The organism is Neptuniibacter sp. SY11_33 (assembly GCF_047778025.1).
Classification (GTDB): domain Bacteria; phylum Pseudomonadota; class Gammaproteobacteria; order Pseudomonadales; family Balneatricaceae; genus Neptuniibacter.
The window spans coordinates 903,197-928,350 of sequence record NZ_CP180543.1; the positions used below are offsets into that span (position 1 = coordinate 903,197).

18 protein-coding genes are annotated in these 25,154 nt (G+C 45.0%); 10 read left to right on the top strand and 8 right to left on the bottom strand.

Features of this window, described 5'->3' with window-relative positions:
- Window positions 1-126: 126 nt before the first annotated feature.
- From relA to rlmB, 6 genes are all read left to right on the top strand, one after another.
- Entirely contained in the window at window positions 127-2,388 is a 2,262-nt protein-coding gene (gene relA, locus ACMXYV_RS04020; RefSeq protein WP_415890486.1) for a GTP diphosphokinase, read from the top strand.
- A gap of 26 nt (window positions 2,389-2,414) precedes the next feature.
- The gene (gene mazG / locus ACMXYV_RS04025; RefSeq protein WP_415890487.1) at window positions 2,415-3,233 is read left to right on the top strand and encodes a nucleoside triphosphate pyrophosphohydrolase; all 819 of its coding nucleotides are present in this window, start codon (window positions 2,415-2,417) and stop codon (window positions 3,231-3,233) included.
- A 203-nt stretch (window positions 3,234-3,436) separates the two neighbouring features.
- The gene (gene ppc, locus ACMXYV_RS04030) at window positions 3,437-6,046 is read left to right on the top strand and encodes a phosphoenolpyruvate carboxylase (protein ID WP_415890488.1); all 2,610 of its coding nucleotides are present in this window, start codon (window positions 3,437-3,439) and stop codon (window positions 6,044-6,046) included.
- 380 nt (window positions 6,047-6,426) lie between these two features.
- Complete coding sequence (adk, locus tag ACMXYV_RS04035) at window positions 6,427-7,086, top strand: adenylate kinase (protein ID WP_415890489.1); 660 nt, start codon at window positions 6,427-6,429, stop codon at window positions 7,084-7,086.
- 137 nt (window positions 7,087-7,223) lie between these two features.
- Window positions 7,224-8,234 (top strand): ferrochelatase, encoded by a 1,011-nt coding sequence (gene hemH / locus ACMXYV_RS04040; RefSeq protein ID WP_415890490.1) that lies wholly within the window; start codon window positions 7,224-7,226, stop codon window positions 8,232-8,234.
- A gap of 1 nt (window position 8,235) precedes the next feature.
- A complete protein-coding gene (rlmB, locus tag ACMXYV_RS04045; RefSeq protein WP_415890491.1) occupies window positions 8,236-8,976 on the top strand; it encodes a 23S rRNA (guanosine(2251)-2'-O)-methyltransferase RlmB in 741 nt (246 codons plus the stop codon).
- Between the two features lie 83 nt (window positions 8,977-9,059).
- Here the strand turns inward: rlmB and ACMXYV_RS04050 are convergent, their stop codons facing one another.
- A complete protein-coding gene (locus tag ACMXYV_RS04050) occupies window positions 9,060-9,383 on the bottom strand; it encodes a thioredoxin domain-containing protein (protein ID WP_415890492.1) in 324 nt (107 codons plus the stop codon).
- A gap of 422 nt (window positions 9,384-9,805) precedes the next feature.
- Here ACMXYV_RS04050 and ACMXYV_RS04055 point away from each other — a divergent pair, with 422 nt between their 5' ends.
- Window positions 9,806-11,038, top strand: coding sequence for a DEAD/DEAH box helicase (locus tag ACMXYV_RS04055; RefSeq protein ID WP_415890493.1), 1,233 nt, complete (start codon window positions 9,806-9,808; stop codon window positions 11,036-11,038).
- Window positions 11,039-11,113: 75 nt separating this feature from the next.
- Here the strand turns inward: ACMXYV_RS04055 and ACMXYV_RS04060 are convergent, their stop codons facing one another.
- Together ACMXYV_RS04060 and ACMXYV_RS04065 are read right to left on the bottom strand one after the other, a co-directional pair.
- Window positions 11,114-12,295 carry an acetate/propionate family kinase gene (locus tag ACMXYV_RS04060; protein WP_415890494.1) on the bottom strand — a complete coding sequence of 394 codons (1,182 nt, stop codon included), beginning with the start codon at window positions 12,293-12,295 and terminating at the stop codon, window positions 11,114-11,116.
- Between the two features lie 5 nt (window positions 12,296-12,300).
- Window positions 12,301-13,236 (bottom strand): bifunctional enoyl-CoA hydratase/phosphate acetyltransferase, encoded by a 936-nt coding sequence (locus tag ACMXYV_RS04065; RefSeq protein WP_415890495.1) that lies wholly within the window; start codon window positions 13,234-13,236, stop codon window positions 12,301-12,303.
- 307 nt (window positions 13,237-13,543) lie between these two features.
- Between ACMXYV_RS04065 and ACMXYV_RS04070 the strand changes: the two genes are divergently transcribed.
- On the top strand, window positions 13,544-15,022 hold the full coding sequence (locus ACMXYV_RS04070; protein WP_415890496.1) for a response regulator: 1,479 nt from the start codon (window positions 13,544-13,546) through the stop codon (window positions 15,020-15,022).
- A gap of 53 nt (window positions 15,023-15,075) precedes the next feature.
- Here ACMXYV_RS04070 and ACMXYV_RS04075 read toward each other — a convergent pair whose 3' ends face one another.
- Window positions 15,076-17,733, bottom strand: a complete 2,658-nt coding sequence (locus tag ACMXYV_RS04075; RefSeq protein ID WP_415890497.1) for an EAL domain-containing protein — start codon at window positions 17,731-17,733, stop codon at window positions 15,076-15,078.
- A 358-nt stretch (window positions 17,734-18,091) separates the two neighbouring features.
- Here ACMXYV_RS04075 and ACMXYV_RS04080 point away from each other — a divergent pair, with 358 nt between their 5' ends.
- The gene (locus tag ACMXYV_RS04080; RefSeq protein WP_415890498.1) at window positions 18,092-19,126 is read left to right on the top strand and encodes a DUF2333 family protein; all 1,035 of its coding nucleotides are present in this window, start codon (window positions 18,092-18,094) and stop codon (window positions 19,124-19,126) included.
- Window positions 19,127-19,223: 97 nt separating this feature from the next.
- Complete coding sequence (locus tag ACMXYV_RS04085) at window positions 19,224-19,649, top strand: PilZ domain-containing protein (protein ID WP_415890499.1); 426 nt, start codon at window positions 19,224-19,226, stop codon at window positions 19,647-19,649.
- Between the two features lie 18 nt (window positions 19,650-19,667).
- Here ACMXYV_RS04085 and ACMXYV_RS04090 read toward each other — a convergent pair whose 3' ends face one another.
- From ACMXYV_RS04090 to ACMXYV_RS04105, 4 genes are all read right to left on the bottom strand, one after another.
- Window positions 19,668-21,665, bottom strand: coding sequence for a hypothetical protein (locus ACMXYV_RS04090; RefSeq protein ID WP_415890500.1), 1,998 nt, complete (start codon window positions 21,663-21,665; stop codon window positions 19,668-19,670).
- A gap of 163 nt (window positions 21,666-21,828) precedes the next feature.
- Window positions 21,829-22,197, bottom strand: coding sequence for a histidine triad nucleotide-binding protein (locus tag ACMXYV_RS04095; protein ID WP_415890501.1), 369 nt, complete (start codon window positions 22,195-22,197; stop codon window positions 21,829-21,831).
- Between the two features lie 100 nt (window positions 22,198-22,297).
- Window positions 22,298-23,824, bottom strand: a complete 1,527-nt coding sequence (locus tag ACMXYV_RS04100; protein WP_415890502.1) for a SpoVR family protein — start codon at window positions 23,822-23,824, stop codon at window positions 22,298-22,300.
- Entirely contained in the window at window positions 23,821-25,110 is a 1,290-nt protein-coding gene (locus ACMXYV_RS04105; RefSeq protein ID WP_415890503.1) for a YeaH/YhbH family protein, read from the bottom strand. Before ACMXYV_RS04105 ends, ACMXYV_RS04100 begins: the two co-directional genes overlap by 4 nt.
- Window positions 25,111-25,154 lie beyond the last annotated feature (44 nt).

A 25,154-nucleotide genomic window follows, 5' to 3' on the forward strand; every position in this document is an offset into this window, starting at 1 on the left:
ATATGCGCCGCATGAGTTGAGAGCAGAAGTTGATTAATCACTTCTAGCCCATATATTTAGTGCAGATAAAAATAATAATAAAAGCCGGTAAACGGTAGGGTTAATTTCTGGGAGCAGCAGTAGAACATGGTTAAGGTACGTCAAGACCAGCCAATTCTAGACGATGGATCTGTAGATCTAGATGTTTGGTTGGAGCACCTTCAAGATCTTACAGACATTGAAGATATCGATGTTATTCGTCGTGCTTGTGAAATGGCAAAGCAAGCGCAGGATAAAAGCGAAGTATCAGAAGATGTTTGGGCTGAAAATAGCCATAATAGCTACCGTACAGGCCTAGAAATGGCGCAGATCTTAGCGGATCTGCATCAGGATCAAGATTCCCTCGTTGCCGCTATTCTTTATCGCGCAGTGCGTGAACGTAAACTGCCTATCGAACGCGTTCGTAAACAGTTTGATAAAGGCATCGCCCAATTGATCATGGGCGTTCTACAAATGGCTGCTATCGGTAGCCGCAAAAATCCTCGAATCGATGAAAGCGTATTGGGTAGTGAAACTACTCAGATGGACAATGTCCGTAAGATGCTGGTGGCAATGATTGATGATGTGCGCGTTGCACTGATCAAAATTGCTGAGCGTACTTGTGCTATTCGAGGTGTAAAAGACGGCAGTCGCCGCAAACGTTATCTTGTTGCGCGTGAAGTTTTTGATATCTACGCGCCGTTAGCTCACCGTCTTGGTATCGGTCATATTAAATGGGAGTTGGAAGACCTTTCTTTCCGCTATCTAAAGCCGAATGACTATAAACACATTGCCAAGCTTCTGGATGAGAAACGCTTAAACCGTCAGGACTATATCGATAAGGTTGTTCTGCGTTTAGAAAGCGAGCTAGAAAACGTCAATATTGATGGTGAAGTTAGCGGTCGTGCTAAGCACATCTATAGTATTTGGCGCAAAATGCAGCGTAAGAATATCGAATTTAGCCAAGTTTACGATGTTCGTGCTGTACGTATTTTGGTACCGCAAAGCCGAGATTGTTATGCGGTGCTGGGTATTGTGCATAGTCTATGGCGCAACATTCCCCATGAATTTGATGACTACATCGCGTCACCAAAACCGAACGGCTATCGCTCCCTACATACCGCAGTATTTGGTCCTGAAGGCAAGGTATTAGAGATTCAGATCCGTACCTTCGATATGCACGAAGAGGCGGAGTTAGGTGTATGTGCCCACCATCTATATAAAGGCACAGATACCAAGCAAAGTAGCGATGCCTACGAAGATAAGATTGCTTGGTTGCGTCAGGTTCTTGAATGGCACGATGACTTGGGCGAAAGCGAAGAGTTTGGTGACATGCTTCGCGGCGATGTTGTTCAAGATCGCCTCTACATATTTACCCCAGATGGCCATGTTATCGATATGCCTAAGGGTGCTACGCCAGTCGATTTTGCCTACCGCGTTCACACCGAAATCGGCCACCGTTGCCGAGGTGCCAAAATTAATGGCCGTATCGTTCCGTTAAACCGTCGTTTACAGACCGGAGATCAGGTCGAGATCATGACGGGCAACGAAGAACGTCCTCGCCGTGACTGGTTAAACATCAACCTTGGTTTTGTAACGACGCCACGCGCGCGCGCTAAAGTTGCGCACTGGTTCAAGTTCCAGGCGAAAGAGCAAAATGCCGATGCCGGTCGCTCTATTGTTGCTAAAGAGTTTAAGCGCTTGGCGATTGAGCTGGACGAGCTGGATATTAACCAGATCACCGAACAGGTTAATTATAAGAATACTGAAGATATGTATGCCGCTCTGGGTGCGGGTGATCTACGTTTGTCGCAGATCATCAATGCCGCTCAGAAACAGGTATTGCGTGAAGAGGAAGAACAGCTTGATCTTGCGCTACCTGCTCAGAGTGCTGGTGATGCGGGTCAACCTGAAGGTATCCGTATTCGCGGTGTAGGTAATCTACTCACTACGATGGCGAGTTGCTGTAAGCCAGTATTGGGCGATCCCATTGCCGGTTATATCACTCAAGGTCGTGGTGTTTCTGTTCACCGTGAAGACTGTATCAACATGATTCAGCTGCAGGAGCGTGAGCCTGAGAGGGTGATCGAAGTCGATTGGGGTGAAACAGGCCAAACAACTTACCCTGTGGATATTTATATCGAAGCGTTCGACCGTTCTGGTCTTCTGCGTGACGTTATGTTGTTGATGGCAGAGGAAGATCTGAACATCATTGCTGCAAATACTTTGTCAGATAAACGCGACAATATTGCCCGTCTAACCCTGACTACCGAGATCTCCAGTCTGGACCTTCTAGGTCGTATCATGGATAAGATCAATCAGGTGCCAAACGTAATGGAAGTTCACCGTCAACGCGGTGGCACTAGCTAATAAGCTACTAAAAGGTTTCGTGCGTTATGGCTCAGTACACAATTGATGATCTTATCTATCTGATGTCACGTTTGCGTGATCCCGAGACAGGCTGTCCTTGGGATCTTAAGCAGACCTACGCCACCATTGTGCCGCATACCTTGGAAGAGGCGTATGAGGTTGCTGATGCCATTGAATGTGAAGACTGGGAACATCTAAACGACGAGTTAGGTGATCTACTGTTCCAAGTGATCTTTTATGCACAGCTCGGTACCGAAGATCAGCGCTTCGACTTTTCCACAGTGGTTAATAACCTCATTGAGAAGTTGGTTCGTCGCCATCCTCATGTTTTTCCAGACGGTACCTTGCACTCCAATTGTGCAGATAACCCGATTTCGGAAGAAGAGATCAAGCGCAACTGGGAAGCGATTAAACAGCAAGAACGCGATGCTAAAGAAGCTAAAGGTATCAGTCGAGTATTGGACGATGTACCGCGTGCTTTGCCTGCACTGTCTCGTGCCGCTAAATTGCAAAAGCGTGCAGCGCAAGTGGGTTTCGATTGGAACGAAACCGAAGCCGTGTTGGATAAGATGGAAGAGGAGCTTGCAGAGCTTCGTGAAGCCATTAAATCCGGGGATAAAGCTGCGGTAGCTGATGAAATGGGCGATATGCTATTTGCTCAGGTCAATCTTGCTCGTCACCTTGGTGTAAATCCTGAACATGCTGTGCGTGGAACCAACCAAAAGTTTGAGCGTCGTTTTAGCCACGTTGAAGATCAAGTGCTCGCATCTGATCGCGACTGGGATGGTTTCTCTTTAGACGAATTAGACGCTTTTTGGGATCAAGCTAAAGCGAAAGGCCTGTAGCTACTTTAAAGGGTTTATAGCAGGCTTTTAGCCTACAGTTAAAGCACTTTTCTCCTCCTTACATACCTCTCTTATAGCCCTGTTTTAGTGCGCTATTCCTTAAATAATTAACTGAATTTACTGTGTTTTTCTTCTTTTTAATGGGTTAGCATCGAAGAAAACCGACTCCATCGGTATGCGAATTTTTGCGTCAGGAGGGATATATGACCAATCTGCACGAAGCTTTACGCGATGATGTTCGAATGCTTGGCTCCAGCCTTGGGGAGACCATAAAGGCACACCTTGGTGATGAACTGTTTGATAAGATTGAAGTGGTACGCCAGTTAGCGAAAGAGGGGCGTACGGAAGAAAACGCAGAGCACGAAGAGCTACTTAAAGCGCTACGTGAACTAGGCGAAGATGAAGTATTACCGGTTGCCCGTGCGTTTACTCAGTTTTTAAACCTCGCCAATATTGCCGAAGAGCACCACCGGGTACGTCGTTACCTCGAAGTCACCGATGTTTGTACCCCCGATTCTCTCTGTACTCTGTTTGCTCAACTACGCCAAAAAGGCTTTACGCCAAAACAGATTGCAGATTCTCTGTGTGAGACTCAGATCGATCTTGTGCTGACGGCACATCCTACCGAAGTTAACCGCCGTACTTTAATCCAAAAATACGATGATATTGCTGACTGCCTGCGTCGCTTAGACGGAGGCGATGAGGAAGCACAGGTTCGTTTGGATGAATTGATCAGACAGATTTGGCATACCGATGAGATTCGTAAGCAACGTCCAACACCGGTCGACGAGGCGAAATGGGGCTTTGCGGTAATTGAAAACTCCCTTTGGACTGCGGTGCCTAAATTCTTGCGCCGTGTAGATGCTCAGTTAAATGAGACACTGGGTGAGCGTTTGCCGCTCGATAGCTCGCCAATTCGCTTTGCTTCTTGGATGGGCGGAGACCGTGACGGTAACCCGAACGTAACGGCCAAAGTCACCGAAGAGGTGCTACTGCTTTCCCGTTGGATGGCGGCAGATCTTTACCTTAAAGATGTCGATGCATTGCGTGCCGAACTATCCATGTATCAGGCTAGTAAAGAGCTAATGGCTCGCGTAGGAGACTGCGCTGAACCTTATCGTAAATTACTGGGTGAAGTACGCAGCCGTTTGCTGGGCACGAAGAACTGGGTCGCGCGTCAACTGAAAGGTGATGTTGATGGCGATTACGATGTTTATGTCCACGAGGAAGAGCTATTAGAACCCTTAATGCTGTGTTATCGCTCTCTGCAAGAGTGTGGCATGGGTATTATTGCGGAGAATGCGCTAGAAGATATTATCCGTCGTATAGCGTGCTTCGGTCTAACACTAGTGAAATTGGATATCCGTCAGAGCTCTGATCGGCATGCGCAGGTATTTGAAGAGCTGTCGCAGTTTTATGGCTTAGGTTCCTACAGTGGTTGGACTGAAGAGGGCCGCCAAAGCTTCTTGCTGAAAGAGTTACAAAGCAAGCGCCCCCTATTTCCAAATGAATGGGTACCATCAGATGAGGTGCAGGAAGTTCTAGATACCTGTCAGGTAGTCGCGACAGCTGATAAGAGTGCATTGGGCTCTTATGTGATCTCCATGGCAAGTCATCCATCTGATGTATTGGCTGTTATCCTGTTGTTACGTGAGATGGGCATCAGCCATAACATGCGGGTTGCACCGCTGTTTGAAACCTTGAATGACCTTGAAAATGCCCGCGATTGTATAGATGCGTTGTTAAGCGTTGATTGGTACAAAGCTTATACCCAAGGCCATCAAGAGGTGATGATTGGTTACTCCGATTCATCCAAAGATGCTGGCCAACTTGCTGCGGCTTGGGGCCAGTTTAAGGCGCAGGAAGGGCTAACTCAGCTATGTAAAGATCATGGTGTTCACTTAACCTTGTTCCACGGTCGTGGTGGTACAGTAGGCCGTGGTGGCGGTCCAAGCCATACAGCGATTTTGGCACAGCCTCCGGGTTCTGTAGATCATAGCCTGCGTTTAACCGAGCAGGGAGAGATGATCCGCTTTAAGTACGGTATGCCTGACTTGGCGATTCGTAACTTAGAGTTGTGCACAGGTGCCGTATTGGAAGCAACGCTAAGTCCAGCGCCGGGGCCTGAGCAAGCGTGGCGTGAGCAGATGGAAGCGATGGCTAAACGCGGTTTAACCGAGTACCGTGCCATTGTGCGGGAAAACTCAATGTTTGTGCCTTATTTCCGTGCTGCAACGCCAGAACAAGAGCTTGCGAAACTGCCGTTGGGATCACGACCTGCCAAACGCCGTCAGGATGGTGGGGTAGAGAGTTTGCGTGCGATTCCATGGATCTTCGCGTGGACGCAGATTCGCTTAATGCTGCCCGCTTGGTTGGGCAGTGATAAAGCGTTGCAAGAAGCGCTGAATGAGAGTAGTCAGTCACTGGTTAAAGAGATGTATCAGAAATGGCCATTCTTTAGATCCACCATCGATATGCTTGAGATGGTGTTGGCGAAGAGTGATCGCAATATATCGGCTTACTATGATGAGCAGCTGGTTTCTGAAGAGCTGGGTGTGTTGGGCTCTAGTTTGCGTCAGCGTCTTGGTGATATTGTTGGTTTGATCAATCAGATCAAAGAGCAAGATGGCTTATTGGATGCTAGCCCTGTGATTCGTCAGTCGATCGATGTGCGTAACCCCTATATTGATCCGTTGCATTTCTTGCAGGCAGAATTGCTCAACCGAGATCGTAACCAGCCAAATGAGCGCTTAGAGCAAGCGTTAATGGTAACCATGGCAGGTATTTCTGCTGGTATGCGAAACACCGGATAAGGTGATTTTTCAGCGATTTTCGCTGTTTTTATGATCTAAGTTACTGCGGTGCAGCAATAATTGCTTGTGCTGCAGTAACCAGATAACGTAGTCTCTTACACTGATTTTTATTTCAGAACTGTCGATGAAACTCCCGAACTTTCAATAAGTTTGCTGGAGATAGGGCAGTTTTGACGATGACTACCTATCAAACTAACGGACTTATACCTAGGTTCCATAAGTCCTGTATTGGTAGTCCTAATGTCGAATTGTTCGCTTTTAAGGTCATGGTATCGTCCGGCATTAGCATTTTTTTATGACAGTATTCTGCTTATTCGATCAACATAGATCGGATGGCGACAACTTTAAAATTTTAAACTTACTAGTTAGGAGTTTCCTGTATGCGTATTATCCTTCTGGGCGCACCAGGCGCAGGTAAAGGTACTCAGGCACAATACATCACTGAGAAGTATGGCATTCCTCAGATCTCTACTGGCGACATGCTACGTGCTGCGGTAAAAGCGGGTACCCCTCTGGGCGTGAAGGCCAAAGAAGTTATGGACGCAGGCCAGCTTGTTTCTGATGACATCATCATCGGTCTAGTTAAAGAGCGTATCGCTGAATCTGATTGTGCAAACGGTTTCCTATTCGACGGTTTCCCACGCACTATCCCACAAGCTGATGCTCTAAAAGATGCTGGCGTAAACATCGATGCTGTAGTTGAAATTGATGTTGCTGACGAAGAGATCGTTAAGCGTATGGCTGGTCGTCGTGTACACCCAGGCTCTGGTCGTACTTACCACGTTATTTTCAACCAGCCTAAGGTTGAAGGTAAAGACGACGTAACTGGTGAAGATCTTGTTCAGCGTGCTGACGATGCAGAAGACACTGTTCGTGACCGTCTGAAAGTTTACCATGACCAGACTGCTCCACTGATCACTTACTACAAAGGCTGGGCTGAAGAAAACGCAGCTGCTGCTCCTTCTTACGTTTACGTAGCAGGTGTTGGTTCTGTAGAAGATATCCGTGACGGCGTATTCGCTGGCTTGGAAAATGCTTAATTAGCATTGATCTAAAAGATTTAAAAAACCGTACCCCACCGGGTGCGGTTTTTTTATGCCTATAATCAGCGCTAACTATAGGATTTTAGTCGCACATCCGAGATAATCTCCCCCTTACATAAAAGGAAAGATGCTGAATGAGCCACACAGATAAAACCGCCGTTGTATTAGTTAACTTAGGTACGCCTGACAAAGCTGAAAAAGGTGCTGTTCGTCGTTACCTAAAAGAGTTTTTATCTGACCAGCGTGTAGTTGAAGGCAAAGGCCTAAGGCGTATGCTGTGGTTGTCTGTTCTTAATGGCATCATCCTTAATGTTCGTCCAGGTAAAGTGGCTAAAGCTTATGCCAGCATTTGGGAAGATGATTCACCGATGCGCAAGATCTTGGACAAACAGGTGGCAGGCCTACACCTTCTGCTTCAGCAGAAGCATGGTGAGCATGCACCGGATGTTTTCTCTGCGATGACTTACGGTAAGCCGGGGCTAACGCCGCGCCTTAAAAAGTTACAAGAAAGCGGTTACCAAAAAATTCTATTGGTACCTATGTACCCGCAGTATTCCGCGACGACTACGGCACCTATTTACGATCAGGTCGCTAAGTTTCAGCTTAAACAGCGTGAAGTTTTAGATATTCGTATTGTTAACTCTTATTACAGTCACCCTGACTACATTGCTGCCTTGGCTGACCAAGTTAAAAACTTCCGCGAAGAAAACGGTAGCCCTGATAAATTGATTCTCTCGTACCACGGTATTCCGAAGGAATACGCGGATAAGGGCGATCCTTATCCAAATCAGTGTCACGAAACCTCTGAACTGTTGGCTGCTAAACTAGGCCTTGCCGATACGGAATGGATGACGACGTTCCAGTCCCGTTTTGGGCCTGCTGAGTGGATGCAGCCGTATACAGACAAAACATTAGAGTCTTTGCCTGAGAAGGGTATTAAGTCTCTACAGATCGCGTGTCCTGCATTTTCTGCAGATTGCTTAGAAACATTGGAAGAAATTGCTATCGAGAATCGTGATGTGTTTATGGAAGCAGGTGGCGAATCCTACCAATATATTTCTGCACTGAATGCTCAAGATAGCTTTATCGAGCTTTTGGCTACACTGGTACGTGAGCAAGCAGGCGACTGGGTAGGGGAACGCTAAGATGAAATACGAATACCTTTTCGGCATTCACGCCGTAAATACAGCACTTAAGCGTGATGCACAACGTATCCAGAAAATTCTGATTGCTAAAGGTCGTCATGATGACCGCATGCAGCGTTTGTACGAAGCGGCTATGGGTCTGAAGATCCAATGTGAACAAGTGACTAAACGCGATCTGGAAGAGCTCGCCGATGGTGGTTCCCACCAGGGTGTCGTCGCGCTGTGTAAACCGATCCAAACACATAACGAAAAGTTCCTAGATCAACTGCTGGATAACCTTGATGTACCACCGTTCTTATTGGTGCTCGATGGTGTAACTGATCCGCATAACCTAGGTGCTTGTCTGCGTACTGCTGATGCAGCCGGTGTACAGGCAGTCATCGCGCCTAAAGACAAATCTGCACCACTCAATGCAACCGCTGCTAAGGTCGCTTGTGGCGCAGCAGAAGCGATACCTTACATTCTGGTAACTAACCTTGCTCGTACCCTTAAAAGTCTGCAAGAGCGTGGTATCTGGACCACAGGCACAGCAGGTGAAACCGATCTAAATGTTTACCAAGCTAACCTAACCGGTCCAATGGCGCTGATTATGGGTGCAGAAGGCCAAGGTATGCGTCGCCTAACACGTGAGCATTGCGACCAGCTAGTAAAAATCCCAATGGCGGGTGAAGTGAGTAGCCTAAACGTTTCCGTTGCTACAGGTATCTGCTTGTTTGAAGCGGTTAGACAGCGAAGCAGTTGATTACAGCTTTTAGAGCAAGCCATTAAAAAAGCAGCCTTGTGGCTGCTTTTTTTGTAGGTGGAAGTTGGATCAGGCTGAATAACTTACTTTAGGCACTCTTTGATAAGCTGCTGTACCGGTTTATTAACCAGATCAGGCGCACCTACAACTTCACAATGTTTACCAGCGGTGTAGATATGAAGGACCGGGATACCTCTTACTTTATGCTGTTCTGCTATCTCTGGTGAATTATCCACATCAACAAACTGAACTGGCATTTGTGGGTTTTCTTTATTATGGGTCTGTAAAACCGGCGCAACCATTTTGCATGGCCCACACCATTCCGCTTCGAAATAAAACAGCTCAGTATCATCAGCGGAAACAGACGCCGCATAGAAAAACATCAGGGAAAACAGCACTTTTTTCATAGAGTAAAAGCCTAGGTCAGTAAATAAGCATGCTAACTATATCTGAAAGACAGTTAGCAGCAAGTTTAAGCAGTATGCGATTTTATGCAGTATCTCTTTGTAGACCTTAAAGTTATGCTTGTTTAGCTTTTAATAGATCATGCTTTTGGCTTGTCTTGGTTCAGGGGCTGAGTTAAAAAGTTAAATAAATCAGACAGATGGAAGTCTAGCGCGGGTATATATGCGAGCTCCTTTTTTCTAAGGGGGGTTGGGGACAGGTCTTATGAATATCTAGGAGCTGAGTAAATTAAATCCTCCCTTATTATGAAATCCTGTATCATAGCCATATCTGCTTGTTCACTGTAAAAACAGCGAGCCTGATCTTTATACGTTATCTTTGAAAGCGATGAATGTTCATCGCTTTCTTTGTTTATGGAATCACTATGTTTTCTGATATCGCACTACATCCACAGTTAGAAGAGAACCTTAAAACGCTTGGCTTCAGTGAGCCGACTGAGGTTCAGCAAAAGGCGGTGCCTTTGTTGTTGGAAGGGATGGATCTGTTGGTAAGTTCGCCAACGGGGAGCGGTAAAACCGGAGCTTATCTGATTCCGTTGGTACAAGAACTGTCAGCAGGTAAATCTCCAACACGTCAGCCGAAAGCCATCGTACTTGTACCTGTGCGTGAATTGGCAGAACAGGTGTTACAACAGTTTAATAAATTGGCTGAAGGTCTAGAACTGGATGCTGTTTCGCTGGTGGGTGGTGAAGACTTTAAGCAGCAGGAAAAACGTTTGGCACGTGCCGATGTGGTTATTGCTACGCCTGGGCGTTTAGTACCGCATTTGGACAACCGTTCTATTGAGCTGGATAGCTTAGATCTGCTGATTTTAGATGAAGCAGATCGTATGTTGGAAACGGGTTTTAAAGAGCGTTTAGACCAGATCTTAAGCCTTTGCCCGGAAGCACGTCAGACGCTATTGATCTCCGCTACTTTGCCTACTCAAGTGCGCAGTATGGCACAGTCGTTATTGGTTGATCCTGAGTGGATCCGTATTGGCCAGAAACGCGAAGTGGAAGAGGGGATTAAGCAGAGTATAGTCCTGTCTGATGATCAATCTCATAAAGATAAGCAGTTATGCTGGTTGCTAGAAAACGAATCGTACGACAAGGCGATTGTGTTCTGTAACAGCAAAACAGAAGCGCGTCGTTTAGATGGTTTTCTACGCTACCACAAGTTCAAAGCAGCTCTATTGCATGGGGATGTACAGCAGAAAGGCCGTTTTGCAACGATTGAAGGCTTCCGTAAGGGTACAACAACGGTTTTGGTAACTACTGATCTAGCGTCCCGTGGTTTGGATGTGGAAGGGGTCGAGTTAGTTATCAATATGGAGATGCCGCGTAAGGGCGATCTCTATCTTCACCGTGTTGGCCGTACCGGTCGTGCTGGTCAGGAAGGTCAGGCGATCTCATTGATTGATCCGCACGAGTGGAACCTAATGTCTTCAATAGAGCGTTACCTGAAGACTCGTTTTAGACGTAAATTGATCGAAAGTTTGGTAGGTAGCTACAAAGGCCCGAAAAAAGTAAAAGCGTCTGGTAAAGCAGCAGGCACGAAAAAGAAGAAAAAGCCGGCTAGTGGTAAGAAGAAAGCGCCGAAAAAGCCGAAGAAGTAATTTGGCCTGATTAATAGACATAAGAAAGGGTACTTTTAGTAAGTACCCTTTTTTAATGTTTGAGTGTAATGATGGTTAAGCCATTAAATCCCTAGTGTGCATGGCGATCATCGCTTCCTCATTGGTCGGGATGACGCGAACTGTCACTTGGGAATCGGCACCATTGATAATGCTGTCGTTAGTTGAATTCGCATGAGGGTTAAATTTAACACCTAGCCATTCACAGCGCTTAAGGATACGTTCCCTGACATTGGCGCTGTTTTCGCCGACGCCACCCGTGAAGACAATCTGCTCTAGACCTTCGAGTGCTGCAGATAGACGGCCAATCTCTAGTGCTGCACGGTAGCAGAACATATCGATTGCTTCTTCAGCTTCGGGTTGGTCGCTTTGCTCAAGCTCCAACATGTCAGAGCTGACCCCTGACACGCCTAGCCAGCCACTTTGCTTGTAGATCAATGCTTCCAGATCATCAGCCGAAAGGTTGTGATGACGCTGTAGGTAAAGCAAAACACCCGGGTCGATATTGCCACAACGGCTACCCATTGGCAGGCCATCTACCGCAGTAAAGCCCATGGACGAAGCAACAGATTTACCCTCGCCGATGGCGCACATACTTGCGCCAGCACCTAAGTGACAGACTACGGTTTTTATATGGCCGCTTTTCTGCTCAACTAGTTGGCGCTGAATATATTCGTATGAAAGCCCGTGGAAACCGTAGCGATGAACGCCTTCCTCAGTGTATTTGCGAGGGAGGGCATAGTGTTGTTCCAACGAGGATTGTCCGGCATGAAACATTGTGTCAAAACACGCTACCTGAGGTAGATCTGGAGCTATGTTTCGGCAGGCCTCGATCAGTTTTAGGTTATAAGGTTGATGCAACGGCGCTAGCGGAATAAAGCTCGCGAGCTTATCCAATACTTGATCATTGATCAGGATTGGCGCACTAAAATGACTACCACCATGAACAACGCGATGGCCAAAGGCGCATAGAATGCTGTCACTGACTTCAGCATTTAGCCAATCGAGTATGGTTTTTAAGCAGGCTTGGTGACGTTGCTCCTTAGGAACCTTACTAAAGCTCGGTGTGCTTTTGAGTAGAACCTCGCCGGATGCGTCTTTTACTTTAAAGCGAGCGGTATCATTAAGAATATTGCCCAGTTTAAAGTTATATAGTAGCTCTAGCTTAGCGTCATTATACTTAAATAGTGCGCATTTTAAGCTAGAGGAGCCTCCATTAACCGTTAAAATCGTTTCCATACGACCTACTTCTCTTTGTGATGAACCATATGAGATGCCAACGCACAGGATGCTAGGCGAGCAAGCTTTTTATCAGCACGGCTTGTTAGAATGATTGGCACTTTTGCACCGAGTGCGATACCTGCTGATTTGGCGTTGGCTAAATAGATTAGCTGCTTGGCAATCATATTTGCAGATTCTAAATCAGGAGCTAACAGAATATCTGCATCTCCAGACACTTCCGAAACGATGTGCTTATCGATAGCGGCTTGTTGCGAGATCGCATTATCAAAAGCTAGCGGACCATCTAACAAACCACCTGTGATCTGTGAGCGATCTGCCATTTTGCAAAGTGCAGCAGCATCTATAGTGCTCTGAATATTGGGTTTAACTTTTTCTACCGCAGATAAAATCGCTACTTTGGGTGTTTGAACGCCTAATGCCCGGCAGAAGTCGATAGCGTTTTGAGTGATATCTTTTTTGCAGTACAGATCCGGCGATATGTTGATTGCCGCATCAGTGATGATCAGTGGCTTATGATAATTAGGAACATCGAACACGAAGACGTGACTTAAGCGACGCTCTGTTCTGATCCCTTTAGTTTTGTGGACCACAGCACGAAGTAGTTCTGAGGTACCTAAATGGCCCTTCATCAGTACTTCGGCTTCGCCGCGTTTTATCAACTCACAAGCTAACTCTGCAGCGGCATGGCTATGTTCTGTATTGATTAGCTCAAAATTACTGATATCCAGATTTTGTTCTTCTGCAACGGCTTTAATCTTTGCTTCAGGCCCCACTAATGTAGGGATAATTAGGTCATGTTCGGCTGCTTCCACTGCGCCAATCAGACTGTTGCCATCAACGGGATGGGCAACAGCAGTACGGATAGGGCGAGCCTTTTCAGCTTGTTCAATAAAAAATTCTAGCTGGTCGTGCAGCGGTGGTTTTTCTTGAATAACCATCAAAACCTCGAAAATAAATTGTATTACCCGTTAATTGATAGAACTGAAGGTAATAATTGTATATGACCTGATTATGACGCACTGCAGCATTTTTGCTAGTGATTCATGTCAGGTTTACTAAATCCTTTAGCAGTCAGCGTTTGTTAGTTATAAATTTCATGTGGTATTACCGGTAAAAAATTAAAAATAACCTAAGGTTTAGTAGGGCCTTACGGAAATATGGTGTTATAACTAATAAACAATATGCTGATTTGTAGTTGCTAGCTGTTTGTAGTTCAGCTGGAAGGAACCTCTGAGGAAATTAAGGATGCAACAGACCGTTTTTGTGGTTGATGGTAGTTCAACGATTCGAACCTTCTATAAAGCTGTGCTCGAAGATGCTGGATATCGTGTAAAACTGCATCAAACCGGTGAAAGCTGCTACAAAGCGTTAAGTTTTGAAATTCCTGATCTAATCATATTAGGCGCAGAGCTTCCTGATACGGAATGTGTTGCCTTTGCTTCTAAAATTAAAGCTCGTCCTGAGTTTTTACTTGTTCCTATTATCGTTGTCTCTTCACTTCGTTCTATGGATCTAAAACGTAACTGTTTTCAGGCAGGCGTGACAGATTTTATTATGAAAAATTGCACTCAACATTTTTTGCTAGAGAGAGTGAAAAATGTGATTGAGCGTAAAGAGACAATGCAGTTTAGTCAGCATATCGCAGGGCAACGGTTCAAAGTGCTGGTGGCTGAAGATAGTGTGGCTTTATTGGCTCTTTATGGTCAGATGCTTGAGCAGTTAGGTTGTTCACCAGTACTTTGCCAAAATGGTAAGGAGGCGTGGGATACACTACAGCAGCATGATGATGTTGATTTAGTGATGACCGATGTTGAGATGCCCGAGATGGATGGTATCGAGTTAAATCATCTGATTCGCTCCTGCACTCAGTATGATCAAGTGCCTGTAATTGTTGTGACTCAATTTGATCAGGAAGAGCTTTTATGCGATTTACTGACGGCTGGAGCCAGTGATTACATAACTAAACCCTTTAGTCACGAAGAGCTTCGCGCTCGTGTTGGTTCTCATCTCCGAACTCGTCATCTATATAAGGAGCAGCTGCGACTTAATCGTGAGTTAGATGAGGCTAATAGTTACTTGGAAGAGCGTGTTAGAGCACGTACCCAAGAGTTATATGAAACGAATATCGAGACGATCCAGAAATTGGCGATGGTTTGTGATTACAAAGATAATGATACGGGTAATCACATTAATCGAGTGAAGGAGTATTCGGAAGAGTTAGGTAAAGCGATTGGTTTATCAGAAGAAGTGGTTAACCGTCTAGGTTTTTCTAGCATGATGCATGATGTTGGCAAGATTACTACACCTGATGGCATTTTGAATAAGCCTACGTCATTGGATGATCAAGAGTGGGAAGTCATGCGTCAGCATTCTGCTATAGGAGCTAAGATTTTAGGTAAGAATGCCTTTTTTAATATGGCCCGAGATATAGCTATTGCTCACCATGAGAAAGTTGATGGCAGCGGTTACCCAAAAGGTTTGCAGGGAGATGAGATTCCACTCGCAGCTAGAATTGTTGCCGTCGTTGATGTTTTTGACGCTTTGGTATCTAAACGAAGCTATAAGGACGCTTGGACTCAACCAGACGCAATTGCAGAGCTTCAACGTATAGCAGGCAGTCACCTTGATAAACGTCTTGTGGAGGTATTTATTTCGCTCGTGGAATCAGGGAAGTTGGATTACATTCGTGCTCAATTCCCTGAAGGGCAAGCTCAGATAGTCTAAGTTGCCTCCAGTCATTAGTTTTTGAAAGAAACTAGCCTCACTTTGTTTCCTGATTAAGTAAGGCTGCTGTTGAATGAGCGGGTCTGAGGCAGGTTCTCCGTTTCTACCAAGGTTTCCATCTCTTTATGTACTAGAGGGCGGCTAAACAGATAGCCTTGACCAATATCGCAGCCAAAGTCCCTTAGCATGGCTAACTGGTCTTCATCTTCTATCCCCTCGGCCACAACTTTCATCTTCAACGCATGAGCCATAGTGATAATGGTATGGGTCAGAGTAGCGTCCCCTTGGTTGTGAACCATATCTTTTACAAAAGCGCGGTCTACTTTCAAGGTAGATACAGGGAAGGTAGTTAGGTAGCTTAGTGAGCTATAGCCGGTACCAAAGTCATCAATGGTGAGCGATGTGCCTAGTTCTAGAAGCTTCTCTAAGCGAGGCAGAAGTTTCTCGATATTTTCAGCTAAGAGACTCTCGGTAATTTCTAGTTCGAGTCTGTGTGGATCAATGCCTGTTTCTTTAATCACCCCGGAAACCATATCGATGACGCTGTCATCATTCAGCTGTCTGATTGAAAGGTTAACAGCCATGATCAGAGGTGCTTCACTGAATTTCTGTAGTTCGATCAAGTCTAGGCAAGCTTGACGCAGAGCGAATTCACCAAGCTCATTGATAACACCAATCTCTTCGGCGATTTCAATAAATTCAAATGGGCCTACAGGACCTAATACCGAGCTATTCCAGCGCATTAGAGCCTCAAAACCCATTATGCGGCCTGTATCTATATTGTTCTTGCTTTGGTACGCCATGTAGATTTCGCCACGCTCAAGTGCTTGGCGGAGCTCCGTCTCGATTGTATGTCGACGTTTTAAGCGTCTATCGAGTTCATGATCAAAGAAGCTGTAACGGTTGCGGCCATCTTTCTTAGATTCGAAAAGGGCGATATCAGCAAATTTTATTAGACCGGCAACTTCATTGTTGTCTTCTGGGTAGCGCGAGATACCGATACTTACTGAGATAAAGATCTGTTTACCTTCGATTAATACGGGTTTTTCGACATTGCGAAGGATTTTCTCAGCCAGTGTTTCTACTTCATGAGTGCTGTTGTAAGTTGTGTAGACTAAAAATTCATCGCCACTGATATGGCAGATCTGCGCTTTGCCTTTACAGCACTTAACTAATCTACCTGCGACAAGTTGTAACAATTGATCTCCGATCATGTGACCAAAGGTATCGTTAACGTTTTTGAAGTTATCTATATCTAGATAGAGCACAGCGACTTGTTGTTTGTTTTTCCAAGCGTTTTGTAGCTCTCTAGTAAGATTCTCGTTAGTTCTACGGCGGTTGGGTAGGCCTGTTAACGGATCAAAATTCGCTTGTTTGTAGAGTTTCGCCTCGGCTTGCTTACGGCTACTGATATCCTGAACTACAACCACATAGTGGGTGAGCTCGTCGTCAGGATTGGTTATATGGCTGATAGAGAAAGAATACCATTTACCATCAAAGTCCGTTTTACGTTCACCAAACCAGTTGCCTTTTAAGGTGACTTCATCACTGATCTTTTTAAGGTCGCGTGTTAAAACGTTGTACGGTGGAAAATCGATAATGTTATGACCACGTGCTTCGTCATGTGCGTTCGGCTTGGCAGTCGCTAGATCAAAGTGGCTATTAGCGTACTCGATACACCAAAGGTTATCCGTAATTACGACGCTATTAGGGCTTTGCTCAATCGCTTTCGAAAGTTTTTGGACGTTACCTTCTGCTTTTTGTTTCGCATCAGACATACGTTTACTGATTTGTAGCGACACGCGATAGGCTAATAGGGCTGCTAAAAGGAATAGAACAAAGACCATGCCTATAGGGCGCATTCGTTCCAGCCAAGAGCTAAACAGCTTGGCCACAGGGTAAGAGTTGAGCGTGATTAGTTTGTATTCTGGCAGGTAACCCACATTAGCGAGGACTTGCTCACCTTTAACTTCAAGTTCCAGACCTTGTTTCGTCTTACCTGATTGCAGATTGTATTGAATCTCTGATGCTGTTTCTTGAGCTAAACGCCAGCCGAATAGGTCGGATACAAAGCCTTTCGGAACTGGGTAAGACATACGTACTTGTCCGCGTTCGCCGAGTAACCAGATCGTATTGTTATCGGGGCTAATAAAGTTTTGCATCAGAGACGATTTGCCCTGAACACGATAAAAAGCAACCACGACAGCAATAATCTTCTTGTCACCATTTAGAATAGGAACATAGAAGGGCAGTAAGGATTCTCCTAAGAGGCCTGCTCTATGTAGATAACCAATTTGAGCGGTTTGGCTGACTCTCAGATTCTCTAAAACCGTGTTCTGACTGGGCAGTTGTGGTGGATTAATGTCGCCTTTACTCAGTAAAACGTTGCCTTTGACATCTATCAGAGAGAAAACAGCTGCTTCTCCTGTAGCCGATAGGAGGTATTCAAATACGTTTGATACTGAGCGTTCCTGTAATTTTTTATCGATGAAACGAGCTTGGACGGTTTTAACAATAAGGCGAGTTTGATGATCAAAGAAAGAACGGCTTTGGCTGATAAGGGTCTGGTTTTGCTTATAAAGCTTATCGTACTGGCTGGTTTTAACATCGTCCCAAAGCGCGATACTGAAAACGGTCAGCGCAGATAACAGAATTACTGACAGTAGCGTAAATAAAAGCCTTAGCGGTTTGATCCCTTCGTGTCCCACCATTTATAAAGTTCTCCCTTTAGCGCTACCAGTGGCGTGAATCAGTAACGTCCTGTCACTATAGCAAAGATAAATCATCGTCTTCTTATATTAGCTCTTAAATTAAGGGAGAAGTACAAAATACTGACATAAATTACAAAAGCATCTTTTTTTTGAGTAATTTTTCAAATTTGGTCTATGTAGATACGCAACAGCTGAAAAGTTGCTGAGAGAAGTGCTGAATAGGGCTCTATTTTTAAAGAATTTTTTGCTTAGACCATTGCAACGTTCCGAATGGCTTTAGGATCAGTTAAGCTGTGACAATAGATAATGGGCGGATAAGTTTTTTCGTCCAGACGGATTGTTAGAGTTGAGGAACCTCATGGGATTATTGATTGATTGGTTTTTGGATTTTTGGGACAACATGCCAGGGGGCAGAATTAGTCGGGCTATTTTTAGTGCTATCACGCTAGTTATTGTTATCTCTGTTCCCCTAGGTGTTTATTGGAGCTGTCCTCCTGCTGCATTTGATCCGGTAGCAGAAGCTAAAACGGATGCGGAGGAGCAAGGCGTTAAAGTAACGACCGGTTATCCAACGGTTTATACCCTTCACCGATTGATGGATACCTTACTGCATAAGCCAGGCGGTTACATCACGAATGATGTGGCACCTCCGGGTATCTGGTTGGATAACATCAGTCATTGGGAATACGGAGTATTGGTCCAGTCTCGAGATCTTGCTCGTGCTTTACGTAAAGACTTTAGCCGTTCGCAGTCTCAATCGGTTGAACATCCGGAACTGACTATCGCAGAGCCTCAATTCCATTTTGATGCTAGTAGTTGGTTGCTACCTTCTTCTGAATCTCAATATAAAGAAGGTCTTGAAGCGCTGCATAAATACCAAATGGAGCTGACGAAAGTCGCTGAATCTGAAGCTCAGTTCTATGCGCGTGCGGATAATCTGAATAACTGGTTGGGCGATGTACAAACGCGTCTAGGTAGTTTATCTCAGCGTTTAAGTGCAAGTGTTGGTCAGAAACGTGTGAATACCGACCTAGCAGGTGATCCTGCTGCCGAGCAGTCAACGCAGACCTCTTCTGATAAAGAGGTGAAAACACCTTGGTTAGAAATCGATGATGTCTTCTATGAAGCGCGTGGTTCGGCATGGGCTCTTCTACATATCTTGAAAGCGGTTGAGCACGATTTTGGTCCTGTACTGGATAAGAAGAATGCGCGTGTGAGTCTTCGTCAAATTATTCGTGAATTGGAAGCGACTCAGGAAACAGTTTGGAGTCCAGTTATCCTGAATGGTGGCGGTTTCGGTTTGTTTGCTAACCACTCTTTGGTGATGGCGAACTATATATCCCGCGCTAATGCTGCAATTATCGATCTACGAGAGCTGCTCGCTAAAGGTTAAGGGTTGATTAAGCAGTTTATGTTTATTTTTAAGGGGCTTAGTGCCCCTTATTTGTTTCTGGGTCTACACTAAATAGTAGTGGTAGAGGAGAAACGTTATGCCTCGTCGTTTTATTCGTCATCCTGCAGCGATTCCTATTAAGCTGTGTAATCAGCAATCTAAAAACGAAAACGTTACTGAAGTCACCACACAAGATGTAAGCGCAGGCGGTTTGTCCTGTGAAACAGAGCGTTTGATGACTCCAGGTGATGCTGTAGAGGTCGAAATTTCACTAGAGACACCGCCGTTTAAAACTATCGGCCATGTTGTATGGTGCAAAAGTAACGGTAATGGTTTTTTGGTTGGGATTGGTTTTTCTGATCTTGCAACAGCTTATGCAGTGCGAATGGTAGAGCAGGTTTGTTACATCGAAGAGTATCGTCAGAAAATTTTAGAAGAAGAGGGGAGAGAACTTAATTCTGAAGAGGCTGCGATTGAGTGGATTGCAGCGCACGCTCATGAGTTTCCACAGAACGTGCACTAATCTCATCATTTAGCCAGTTTAGAAGTAAGGCTCCACTTTGATGTTTTGTTCTTTGGCGATCAGCCACTCATTGTTGTTAAACACAAGAGTGAGTCGTTTAAGCGTCTTATCTTTATAGCCATTGGCTGCTTCGTACTTAAGCCAGAAATCTACTCGGAGCTCATTCTCTGACTCTTGGATATTCTGGAACTCTTCACGTGTTAGCTTGATCCACTCTGGGCGGTTTAGCGCATCGTGACGTTTCTTCAGCCAGCGCTGGTGAGTCCTGTAAGCGCCATTAAAACCGGAGATATAGCTATTCGCATAAGTCTCATGGTCTTTGGCTTGCCATGCATTAGTCCATCGTTCGATATGAGCTGTCACTTGTTCAAGTGAAGCCACTGGTTCAGCGATAGGCGGAGCTTCCGCTATTGTTGGCGTTGCTTCTTGAGTGGCTTCAGACGTATCTGACATAAGTACAGGAGCTGTCGTTTCTGTAGCTACGATCTCTTCCGTTACGGTAGGTTCTTCGACTGGTTCAGTTACAGCCGCTTGTGCTTCTTCAGTGTTAACTTCAGAGCTTACCGCAGCAACTTCAGATGTTTCTGACGCCTTATCTGCAACGTCTGCAGTGTTTTCGGATATATGTGAAGGTGCTACTTCAGTGAAGTGGGTAATCTCAGCATCAGGTACTTGGGTTGTTTCTGCTGCAAGTGCAAGTTCAACTTTTTCAGTTTGCTCTTTTTCAGCCACTTCTAGTGCTTGCTTCAAGCGATTGTTCTCTTCAATTGCTGCAGAGAGTTGTTCTTCTAGAAGGGTTAGTTTTGAATTAACTTCCGCTTGGAATTCAGCTGGTGGAAGGGATGTAATCTCTTCTACTGGACGAGAATCTTTTGGAGCGGATGCTGGTGCTTTAGCTACAGTAACATCAGGTGAAATCGCATTAGTTGTCTGAGGGGCTGCTTTAGGGCTGCTTTTTTCTAATTCAGGGTTAAGTGCCGGTAAAGTATCTGGTTGCTCCAAATTATTGCCGGAGGCTGGTTTAGCTGTTTCTACAGCAGCAAGGCTTGGAGGTGCTACAGTCTTAGGTTTTTCTATTGAGGCCTTTGGTTTTGGTTCGGCAAAAATGGGGGATCCGTTTTCAGCTACTTGCGCGGAAATGTCACTGGAATCGGACAGGAAAAAGTGATTGATTCCGATACCAATGGCAATAATGACAGCAAAACCTAAAGCAAAAATCCCTGAATTAGCGGAAGCTAAACTCGGAGTAGAGCCGCTTTTGCCCATAAAGTCATTGCGGGTGATAACGTCTTTATGAATCAACGGCAGCAGCATCGCCTTTAAGCGGCTAATACGTCCTTCTGTCTGCTCTATCATCATAAAGTCCGTTCCTATCTCGTATGGAGTAGGTGGAATGCCTTTAAGGGCTGACAGGTAGTAAATATAGCCTTCGATATCATCTGTGTGTAGCGGGTCTAAAGTAACTTCGATATTTACCCAATTGCTGAAATCGGCTTGCTGTAACCCTTCTGCTTCAGGATGTAGGACCATATAGTCTTGGCGGACAACAACTAATTTGATCGCACCTGCGGTTGTTTCAGATGTTTCGCAAAGCTGCTGTAAGGCATCGACAATGCTGTCATCAGAATTGATAGCTTGTTGATCAACAACGACGAGACAGAATTGGCCCGCTTCTTTGGTATTGCGAAGCGCTTTGATCAGATCTCGCTTTTGCTTAGGTACTTCAAGCGTTTCTGCTAGACGTGAATAAAGCTGAGAGGTTTTTGTTAATGGATCATTGAATACAGCAATAGGCACGCCTTTATGCTGGAATTCACTGATTAATTCACCTACCAATGTGGTTTTGCCTGTGCCCTCTACACCCTTGAGGATTACCGCATTTTCAAAGTTTAGAGCTTCTCGAAGCGAGTTCAGTGCATGCTTATAACCGGCATGCCTATACGGGCCGGTAAAGGACGAAGAATCGTCATTAGTTCCATCAATATTTTCAGCGCTTAGCTGGCTTTCCTTCAACATAGGTAGGGCTTATTCTCAGTTTTACACAAAGAGCGATTGAATAGCCGTAATTATATTCCCTTAGGGTACTACTTCCAATTACAGAGTTTATTGTTATAGCGTTTGGTTATAGCTAAAGCGCAGAAATTATCCACACTTTAGCTGAACATCAACTTAGCGGTACTTAGTTTAGCGCCTCTTTCATCTTCTCTTGGTATGGAGGCCATCCCATCGGTTTGCCACCCAAAAGATGAAGGTGGATATGGTAAACCGTTTGCCCACCATCGGAGTTGCAGTTGAATACAGTACGATAACCGGATTCATCAATGCCTAATTGTTTGGCGATAGTAGCGGCCGTTTTGACCATATGGCCAACAACTTCAGTATCTGCGGCGCTAATATCATTAAGGGTTGCGATATGTTTACGCGGAATAATTAGCGCATGTGTTGGTGCCTGAGGGCTAATATCATTAAAAGCAATTACATGCTCATCTTCGTAAATGATCTCGGCCGGAATCTCTTTATTTATGATTTTACAAAACAGGCAATCCATCGGTTTTCCTCACTGTACTAAATACTTGAATGCAGTATATCCAGTGTTACCAATGGATTAAATACTGAATAACCGTTAGTAAACAAAGTTATCGCTTGGTTTAGAGTAATGATTCTGTTTTTCCTTCTTCAAGGATTTCAGGGCAGTGATAACTTTTAGTCACAGTGTTATCGGGGAGCACTGATTCAAGATGGACATCAAATCCCCATAAACGATGAATATGACGTAGCACCTCTTCGGTGGATTGTCCGAGTGGTTGTTTATTGTGCATAAAATGTCTCAACGTTAGGCTGCGATCACCACGGACATCAACGTTGTAAACCTGAATATTCGGTTCTCTATTTCCTAAGTTATATTGAGAAGAAAGGTCTTCGCGTACTTGACGGTAGCCCGCTTCATCATGGATTGATGTGACTTCCAAATTAGCTTTTTCAGAGTTATCCATAATGGTGAAAAGCTTTAGCTCACGTATAAGTTTTGGCGAAAGGTACTGAAGAATAAAGCTCTCATCTTTATAGTTACGCATGGCATAATCTAATGTCTTCTTCCAATCGGACCCTGCAATGTCAGGGAACCATTCACGATCTTCATCGGTTGGATCTTCACAGATACGTTTGATGTCTTGCATCATGTTGTAGCCCAATGTGTAGGGGTTGATTCCATTGAAATATGGGCTATCGAAAGGAGGTTGATAGACAACGCTGGTATGGGAATGGAGAAACTCCATCATAAATCCATCAGTGACTAATCCTTCTTCGTGCATTTGATGTAACAGCGTGTAGTGCCAGAAGCAAGCCCAGCCTTCGTTCATCACTTGGGTTTGTTTTTGAGGATAGAAATATTGTGCAACTTTTCGAACAATTCGGACGATCTCTCGTTGCCATGGTTCAAGAAGTGGAGCGTTTTTCTCTACAAAGTAGAGAATGTTTTCTTCAGGCTCTTTAGGGAAGTGCTCAATTATTGGTGCAGCACCTTCCTCTTTTTTAGGAATAGTGTTCCATAGATCGTTTAAGTGGCGTTGGATATACTCTTCCCTAGCTTGTTGTCGCTCTTTTTCCTCATTTGCAGTCAGCGGTTGTGGTCGAACATAACGGTTTACACCATAGCTCATCAGTGCATGGCAGGAATCCAATAGCTCCTCGACAGTATCCACCCCATAACGCTCTTCACATCGGCTGATATAACTTTTAGCAAAGAGAAGGTAATCAATAATCGCTGAAGCATCGGTCCAAGTTTTAAATAGGTAATTACCTTTAAAGAAAGAGTTATGGCCGTAACACGCATGCGCAATCACAAGGGCCTGCATTGTCATGGTGTTCTCTTCCATTAGGTAAGCAATGCAGGGGTCAGAATTGATTACGATCTCATAGGCAAGGCCCATTCTGCCGCGTTTATAGTTTTGATGGGTATCAACAAACTGTTTACCAAAGGACCAATGGTTATAGTTTAAAGGCATGCCGATGGAAGCATAGGCATCCATCATCTGTTCGGAGGTAATCACCTCTATCTGGTTTGGATAGGTATCTAATCCAAAGTTTTGTGCGATACGAGCGATTTCTCGATCATATTCAGCAATAAGCTCAAAGCTCCACTCTGCACCTGTGGATATTGGACTGCGTTTTTTCATGCTGCCCCCTCAACCTTTTTCTCAAATAGACTACGAAATACTGGGAAAATATCTGCTGGGGTTTTTATCTGTTGCATGGCAAAGCATTCTTCCCACTTGGATTGTAGGCGTTCATATTCGTGCCACAAATTTTGGTGGGGACCTGTAGTGATTTCTACATAGGCGAAATACTGGACTTGTTTAAGTATTTTTTCATCAAGAAGTTGATGGCATTTACTGGAGTCACCATCCCAGTTGTCCCCGTCAGATGCCTGAGCGACATAGATGTTCCAGTCAGCAGGGGAGTAACGTTCTTCAAGAATATCTGAGGTGAGATCTAACGCACTGGATACGATTGTGCCGCCGGTTTCACGGGAGTAGAAGAACTCTTGTTCATCAACCTCTTTGGCATGGGTATGGTGGCGAACGAAGACAACCTCGATCTGTTTGTAATTCCGCTTCAGGAATAGATACAACAGGATAAAAAAGCGTTTTGCCATATCTTTAATGCTTTGAGTCATGGAGCCGGATACGTCCATAACGCAGAACATGACTGCTTTGCTTGAAGGCACCGGAACTTTGATTAAGTTATTGTATTTAATATCAAAGTCATCAAGGAACGGTACACGTTTTAAACGCTGTTTTATCTCATCAATTTCGGCATTTAGAGTTGAGATCTGTTGCTCAGCATCGTCGTCAGGCAGACGCTGTTCTAAGGTTGAAATTTCAGCTTTGAGTTCGCGGATTTCACGTCTGTCTTTGCCTGTTAAAGCAATTCGGCGCGCATGGGCTGCTTTTAACGACCGCACAATATGAATCTTGTCGGGGCTACCGGCATTGGTAAAACCGGCTCGGCGAGTTTCGAATTGAGTCGCACTTTTTAGCTGTTTTTTGACTAGATAAGGCAGTTCCAAACCATCGAACATAAAGTCAAGAAACTCTTCCTGATCAATCTGGAAGGTGAAATCATCTTCCCCTTCCCCTTGATTGCTGGCTTGGCCTTCACCGCTGCCGCCACCACCTCCGCCACCTTGCGGGCGTTGGAACTGGTCTCCTACAATAAACTCTTTATTGCCTGGGAACACTTTGTTGCGAACACCGCCTTCACCATGATGGAAAAGAGGTTCGGAAATGTCCCTGCGAGGGATGGTTACGCTGCCACCTTGTTCAATTTCCTTGATAGATCGGTTGTTCACCGCATCTTCTACGGCATCCTTGATATGCTTTTTATAACGACGAAGAAAGCGCTGACGGTTAACCGTGCTCTTGTTCTTGGAGTTCAGGCGGCGATCTATGATGTAACTCATAATACTTCTATCCCCGTAGATGGCCTGCACTTAGGCTCTTCATC

Excerpts from the sequence above, each read along its gene's own strand:
- relA (WP_415890486.1), top strand. The coding sequence starts at position 127 with ATGGTTAAGGTACGTCAAGACCAGCCAATTCTAGACGATGGATCTGTA.
- mazG (WP_415890487.1), top strand. The coding sequence starts at position 2,415 with ATGGCTCAGTACACAATTGATGATCTTATCTATCTGATGTCACGTTTG.
- ppc (WP_415890488.1), top strand. The coding sequence starts at position 3,437 with ATGACCAATCTGCACGAAGCTTTACGCGATGATGTTCGAATGCTTGGC.
- adk (WP_415890489.1), top strand. The coding sequence starts at position 6,427 with ATGCGTATTATCCTTCTGGGCGCACCAGGCGCAGGTAAAGGTACTCAG.
- hemH (WP_415890490.1), top strand. The coding sequence starts at position 7,224 with ATGAGCCACACAGATAAAACCGCCGTTGTATTAGTTAACTTAGGTACG.
- rlmB (WP_415890491.1), top strand. The coding sequence starts at position 8,236 with ATGAAATACGAATACCTTTTCGGCATTCACGCCGTAAATACAGCACTT.
- ACMXYV_RS04050 (WP_415890492.1), bottom strand. The coding sequence starts at position 9,383 with ATGAAAAAAGTGCTGTTTTCCCTGATGTTTTTCTATGCGGCGTCTGTT.
- ACMXYV_RS04055 (WP_415890493.1), top strand. The coding sequence starts at position 9,806 with ATGTTTTCTGATATCGCACTACATCCACAGTTAGAAGAGAACCTTAAA.
- ACMXYV_RS04060 (WP_415890494.1), bottom strand. The coding sequence starts at position 12,295 with ATGGAAACGATTTTAACGGTTAATGGAGGCTCCTCTAGCTTAAAATGC.
- ACMXYV_RS04065 (WP_415890495.1), bottom strand. The coding sequence starts at position 13,236 with ATGGTTATTCAAGAAAAACCACCGCTGCACGACCAGCTAGAATTTTTT.
- ACMXYV_RS04070 (WP_415890496.1), top strand. The coding sequence starts at position 13,544 with ATGCAACAGACCGTTTTTGTGGTTGATGGTAGTTCAACGATTCGAACC.
- ACMXYV_RS04075 (WP_415890497.1), bottom strand. The coding sequence starts at position 17,733 with ATGGTGGGACACGAAGGGATCAAACCGCTAAGGCTTTTATTTACGCTA.
- ACMXYV_RS04080 (WP_415890498.1), top strand. The coding sequence starts at position 18,092 with ATGGGATTATTGATTGATTGGTTTTTGGATTTTTGGGACAACATGCCA.
- ACMXYV_RS04085 (WP_415890499.1), top strand. The coding sequence starts at position 19,224 with ATGCCTCGTCGTTTTATTCGTCATCCTGCAGCGATTCCTATTAAGCTG.
- ACMXYV_RS04090 (WP_415890500.1), bottom strand. The coding sequence starts at position 21,665 with ATGTTGAAGGAAAGCCAGCTAAGCGCTGAAAATATTGATGGAACTAAT.
- ACMXYV_RS04095 (WP_415890501.1), bottom strand. The coding sequence starts at position 22,197 with ATGGATTGCCTGTTTTGTAAAATCATAAATAAAGAGATTCCGGCCGAG.
- ACMXYV_RS04100 (WP_415890502.1), bottom strand. The coding sequence starts at position 23,824 with ATGAAAAAACGCAGTCCAATATCCACAGGTGCAGAGTGGAGCTTTGAG.
- ACMXYV_RS04105 (WP_415890503.1), bottom strand. The coding sequence starts at position 25,110 with ATGAGTTACATCATAGATCGCCGCCTGAACTCCAAGAACAAGAGCACG.